Source organism: Candidatus Dormiibacterota bacterium (genome assembly GCA_035532835.1).
GTDB lineage: Bacteria > Vulcanimicrobiota > Vulcanimicrobiia > Vulcanimicrobiales > Vulcanimicrobiaceae > DAHUXY01.
In genome coordinates, this window is record DATKQG010000091.1 from 1 (window position 1) to 5,580 (window position 5,580).

Here is a 5,580-nt window from a genome sequence, read left to right on the forward strand (position 1 = left end):
GTCTCGCAGCAGCTCGTGCAAACCGCTCACGATTTCGAGGCCCGCGTCTACCGCAGCGAGCACCGCCGCCCGATGGTCCGACGGCAGACGACCGCCTTCCGTCGCGACGCCGATCAAGAGCGCGGTCGGCTCGAATGCAAGGGCTTCTTCGAACGACGCCACGATCGGCGCGGTCGACCCGAGCCAGGGCAACACGTCGATCACGCGTTTACCGGCAAATTTCGAGTCGATGACGGCCACGACCGACTCGCCGCGATAGCGTAAGACGCCGTGCGCGGTCTTCCCGCTCGACGTGGCGAGCATCCCTTCGGTCAAAATCGCGTATCGGCGTTCAGGTAGAGCGGACATGGTGCATGTCTACGGGAATCCGGCGGCGGCATCCTGCCAAAATTTCGCCATATATGCCAATTTTTCGTTCTTTTTGGCCGCTCAGCCGGTGCGCGGCCAGTACTGCAGATCGCGCTTGCGGTAGGGGATCGCGGCGAAATCCGCGCTGAGCGCTCCCGGGGCGCCGGCGTGGATCACGCGCGTCGCGAGCGGCGCGAATTTGCCCCAAAAATGGTGCGAGGATTTTACGACGATCGCGCGCTTGTCGTGCAGCGTAATGCCCAGCCCCGTAAACGCGTTCGGGGCGAACACCTGCGTGCGTACGGAGGCTAGGACGATATCGATGCCGGCGGTGTGGATCCAAGCGCTGCGGCCGAGCGAGGCCGGGCGCGAATCGTCCATATAATCCTGCGCGTGCGCCTGGAGCAGGCGGCGAACCGTGACGCGCGCATCGATCGGGTCGCCCGACGCCTTGCCCAATTTGCCGCCGAATCGCAGATCGATCTCGGCGCCCTCACCGGCCTCAAAGCACAGATCGACCGCGATCGGATCGTAGTAAGTTCCGGTAACGACGTTATCCATGCCGCGTTCGAGCAGCGCGCGGAGAACGAAGGTGCTATCGCCCGGCGCTCCGCCGCCCGCGTTGTCGGCGACGTCCGCGAGAACGAGCGGGCCGCGATGGGCGCTCGCGACGGCGTCGAGTGCTTGTTCGAGCGGTATCACCGGGAGCAACGCTTCCCGGCGCATCGAGAGAAAGCGTTGCCCAAACTCTCGCGCCACGCGCGCCGCGAGCGCCTCGTTACCATCCGCAATCGCGAGCATCTTCGTGCCCGCGTCGGCAACGTCGCCGTATGGAAATCCGTGAATCAAGCTGAGCGAGAGAATGCCGTCTCGCTCGCGGGCCGACATGTCGTCGACGAGCGAACGCAGCGGTTCCCTCGTCGTCGGCCACATGCCGATCGTGCTGCAGTCGAACGTCGCGGAGACCGGCCGCGTCCGCCCCGATGCCGCATCGACGCAAAGCCGATAGAGATCCCGCGCGCGATCGACAATGTCGGTATGCGGATATTCTTTGTACGCTACGATAACGTTGGCGGCGGCGAGCATCTGCGCGGTAAGATGCGCGTGAAGATCGAGTTCCGCTCCGATGATGGCGCGCTCCCCCGCGAGCCGCCGGCACGCGCCGAGCACGTCGCCTTCGCAGTCGTCATACCCCTGCGCGACCATCGCACCGTGGAGGTAGAGTAAGACGACGTCCACCGGCAGAGCGCGTTCGAGATCGGCGAGCAGTTCGTCGCGAAGCCCCTCGTACACGGCGCGTACCGTTGGGCCCGCTGGCTGCGCGACGGCGACGATGCTCTCGCACACGGTGTGGCCGCCGGCCTGCGCCAGTTCGCGCCACATCGACATCGATGCGACGTCCGGCTGGTTGGGGCTGCGGTCGAAGGCTTGCCGCCCGGTGGGAATCGGCGAGAACGTGTTGGTTTCGGTAGCGAGGGTCGCGATAAAGAAGCGCAACTGGATTACCTACAATCGCCCGCGGTGAGGTGACGCGTCAAGTAATCGACGGTTGCCGTGTCGGCCTTGAAGTAGGTTGCATAGCGCAGGAATCCGTGGATCTCGTTCGGGATGACCAATTCGCTGTACGGGACGCCGGCAAGCTGCAGGCGGCGCGCGAGATCGACCGTTTGATGAAAGTGCACGTTGTGATCGTCGTCGCCTTGAACGAGCAATACCGGCGACCGCCATTTCGCGATGGATGCATCGGGTGAAGAGAGCCAGGCGATGCGGCGTTCCTTTTTCATATCGGGCATCTGATAGCGTACCGGCGGGTTGGGAAGAAATTCCGTCGTCGACCAGTCGTGAACGCCGTGCCAATCGACACCGGTGCAGAAGAGATTGGAATTACGCGCGAGCGCCAGCGCCGTCAGGTAACCGCCGTAGGACCCGCCCCAAATACCGATGCGCTTTGCATCGACCGACGGCATACGCCGCAAGAATGCATTCCCGCCGAGCACGTCGTTGTATTCCGACGCTCCGGTAGGTCCCCAGTTCGCCGGATGCGCGTAATCGTATCCGAAGCCGACCCCGAGACGGTAGTTTACGGAGAGCACGATGAAACCGTGATTTGCGAGATACTGGTTTACGGCATAGCCGTTCGAGTAGTAATCGATGTAGTGCCAGGTCGTGAGCATTTGACGCGGTGGGCCGCCGTGGACGTAGACGAGGGCGGGTTTCTTTGCGGGGCCGCCCGCGCTCTCGAAGAGCTGACCGTGCGTCATCTGTCCGTCGGCGGCGCGGAACGTCACGCTCTTGGGCACGATGAGCCGTGATTGCGGAAAATCGGCGGGTAAGAGATTCCGGTCGAGCGCGCGGATCGTTCCGCCGGCGAGCGGCAGAACCGAAACGAGGGGAGGCTGCTTGGAGCCGGCTTGCACGAACGCGAGCGCATTGCCGTTTGCCGCCGGGCTCCATTCACTGCGCGTTCCTGCGGTGATCTCGCGCGTGCGTCCCGTGGCGATATCGACGCTGAAGATGTGCCGGCGATCGAAATCTCCCGTAGTGCGGCCGTGATTCGCCGTGTAAAACATGGTGTGGCCGTCGTGAGAGAGTGCCGTGTCTTCGACCATGAACGCACCGGGCGTCAGCAGCCGCGCCGGGCCGCCGCCCGGCGATAGCGCATAGAGATGCGGCCAGTTGTCGGCCGACGACAGGAACGTTAGGGCGTTGCCGGCCGTCCATCGCAGCGACGGGTCGAAATCGTCGGGAAACGATGCGCGCAGCGTGTTCGCGCTCGCCCAAATCCGGTGCGCCGTGCCGGTCGCCGCATCGGCGACCCAGATCGCCCACGGCGTCTTGGCAAACGCGAAATCCGTGGCCGGCGGCCCGCCGATTCCCGGCGTGCGGATGTACGCGATCTTCGCGCCGTCCGGCGACCAGCGCGGTTCGAGGTCTTGCGACGTGGACGGCGAGAGGAAACGCAAGGGAGTCGCTTGGCCGCGATAGACGCCGATGAAGCTGTGATCGGTGCGCATGGAGACGAACGCCAGCGCCGAGCCGTCCGGCGACCACTGCAGATCCGAATCCTGTCCTTCGTCGAAGAACAGACGCGCGGCCTTACCGGGTTCGTCGATCGGCGCCGACCACACGGATTGATTTTGCGCGACGAATGCGACGCGCTTGCTGTCGGGCGAAATCGCCGGAGTATCGCCGTCGCCGAGCGCGAGGGCCTTGCCGGGATCTTGCACCGGAACCGCCCAGACTTGCATGTGCGGAGCCACCGGGTTACGCGCCGGATCGGGCGGAAATAGCGCGGGCCAGTTGGAGTCGTGGTCGCCGCCGCGAACGTAGACGACGTACGCACCGTCGCGCGAGATCGAAAGGTTGGTGATTTCTTGTCCGTCGTCGGCCGTGTAGTGCGTGATCGCGTGCGGAGCGTAATCGGGCGCGGCCGCCACATAAACGTTGCGCACGCCGCGCTGGTCGATCACCCACGCGACCATCCGGCCGTCCGCACCCGCGACGAGATGGAGCGGGAACGGGTAACCCAGCACGCTCTCGAGGCTAAATTTCGGCGACGGTTGCGCTTGGCACACCGTGGTTGCGCACGAGAAAAGCACGGCCGCAATCGCGGCTATTACAACCTTGCTTAGGGCATTGAATCGCACTTGCATGGAGACCCTTTTCAAAGGCTGCCGAGAGCCCTCCTGGACCTGGCGGCAAAATTTTAGGGCGTGGGGCGATATTTCGGCGCAGCCGTAGCGGCGGGCGTCCGGGTGCGCCGAGGGCGAGCAATATTTCGTCGCAGGCGCCAGAATAGAGAGGAACGACCGCAGCCGGGCGGTAACCTCAGCCTATAAATGAGCTCGACTCCTAGCAAGAAAACCCGCGCGCCCGCCGCGTCCGCAGACGACGGCGCGGTCGCCATTCCCGACGTCGGCAAGATCATCGAGCGTCTTCGCGCTCAGCGCGGGATGGCCGTTCGCGATCTCGCCGAGCAGAGCGGACTCTCCGCATCGTTCATCCGAGCCGTCGAACGCGGCGACTCCGATATTTCGCTCGGCCGCCTGGCCCGGCTCGCGAACGTCTTCCACTACGATCTGGGCTCGTTTCTGGGCTTCACGTCGAAACTGTCGCGGCCGTCGTTCGTCACCGGCACGGATCGCAAGCGCGTCAACCGCGGAAAAGGCGTAACGTACGAAGCGCTCCATCTCCCCGCGCTCGACCTAGACCTCGTCATCGTGGAACTCGCCGCAGGAGCGTCGTTCAGGAGCGATCTCACCCACGAGGGCATCGACGTCGTCTACATCACCGCAGGCGAGGTGGTTCTCGTGGTCAACGGCATCGACTATCCGATGAATGCCGGCGAGTGCTGCGTCTTCTCCGCCGGCTTTCCGCACAGACTGCGCAACAATTCCAAAGGTCCGGCCTCGGCCATTTCCGTGACGACGGGGAGGATGTAGCGATGTCGATCAGCACGCGAGTCGAAGCGTGGGAGCTCGCCCGTCCGTTCGCCATTACCGGTTACACGTTTCGTCACAGCGACGTGCTCGTTGCTAGCGTGGAAGCCGCCGGGTTCACCGGTTACGGCGAAGGCGCGGGCGTCTATTATTTGAACGACACGGTCGATCGCGCCCGGGCGCAAATCGAAGCGATCTCAGGTCGCTTTGCGAACCCGCCGTCGCGCGAGGAGTTGATCGAGTTGCTGCCGGCAGGCGGTGCGCGCAACGCTGTGGATTGCGCGCTCTGGGACCTCGAGTCCAAGTCGCAAGGGCGCCCAGCCTGGCAGATCGCCGGGTTGCCGGAGCCGCGTCCGGTGCTCACGACCTACACGCTCAGTGCCGACGAGCCGCAGGTTATGGCTGACCGCGCACGCGATTTCACCAAGGCCCGCGCGCTCAAACTCAAATTGACCGGCACGGAGGACGACGCCGAGCGCGTTCGCGCCGTGCGCGCCGCTCGTCCCGATGCCTGGATTGCGGTGGACGGGAACCAAGGATTCAATCGCGCCTCGCTGGACGCGCTGATGCCCGCACTCGTCGATGCAAACGTCGAACTGCTGGAGCAGCCCTTTCCGCGCGACCGCGACGCCGATATGGACGGCCTCGATTCACCGATTCCGCTCGCAGCGGACGAAAGCATACAGGATCTGGACGATCTGGAACTCCTCGTGGGGCGCGTCGACATCGTCAACATCAAACTCGACAAATGCGGCGGCCTCACGCGCGGGTTTGCAATAGCGGCGCGCGCTCG

5 protein-coding genes are annotated in these 5,580 nt (G+C 64.4%); 2 read left to right on the forward strand and 3 right to left on the reverse strand.

The window, feature by feature from the left end; all coding sequences use genetic code 11:
• From VMW12_11400 to VMW12_11410, 3 genes are all read right to left on the reverse strand, one after another.
• The coding region (locus VMW12_11400; protein ID HUZ50321.1) for a DUF1611 domain-containing protein at nucleotides 1–348 on the reverse strand (348 nt) is incomplete at its 3' end.
• 81 nt (nucleotides 349–429) lie between these two features.
• Nucleotides 430–1,845, reverse strand: coding sequence for a M81 family metallopeptidase (locus tag VMW12_11405; GenBank protein HUZ50322.1), 1,416 nt, complete (start codon nucleotides 1,843–1,845; stop codon nucleotides 430–432).
• A 5-nt stretch (nucleotides 1,846–1,850) separates the two neighbouring features.
• Nucleotides 1,851–4,001, reverse strand: coding sequence for a prolyl oligopeptidase family serine peptidase (locus tag VMW12_11410; GenBank protein ID HUZ50323.1), 2,151 nt, complete (start codon nucleotides 3,999–4,001; stop codon nucleotides 1,851–1,853).
• Nucleotides 4,002–4,187: 186 nt separating this feature from the next.
• Between VMW12_11410 and VMW12_11415 the strand changes: the two genes are divergently transcribed.
• Both VMW12_11415 and VMW12_11420 read left to right on the forward strand, forming a co-directional pair.
• On the forward strand, nucleotides 4,188–4,790 hold the full coding sequence (locus VMW12_11415) for a cupin domain-containing protein (GenBank protein HUZ50324.1): 603 nt from the start codon (nucleotides 4,188–4,190) through the stop codon (nucleotides 4,788–4,790).
• 2 nt (nucleotides 4,791–4,792) lie between these two features.
• The coding region (locus tag VMW12_11420) for a dipeptide epimerase (GenBank protein HUZ50325.1) at nucleotides 4,793–5,580 on the forward strand (788 nt) is incomplete at its 3' end.

Excerpts from the sequence above, each read along its gene's own strand:
- VMW12_11415 (HUZ50324.1), top strand. The coding sequence starts at position 4,188 with ATGAGCTCGACTCCTAGCAAGAAAACCCGCGCGCCCGCCGCGTCCGCA.
- VMW12_11410 (HUZ50323.1), bottom strand. The coding sequence starts at position 4,001 with ATGCAAGTGCGATTCAATGCCCTAAGCAAGGTTGTAATAGCCGCGATT.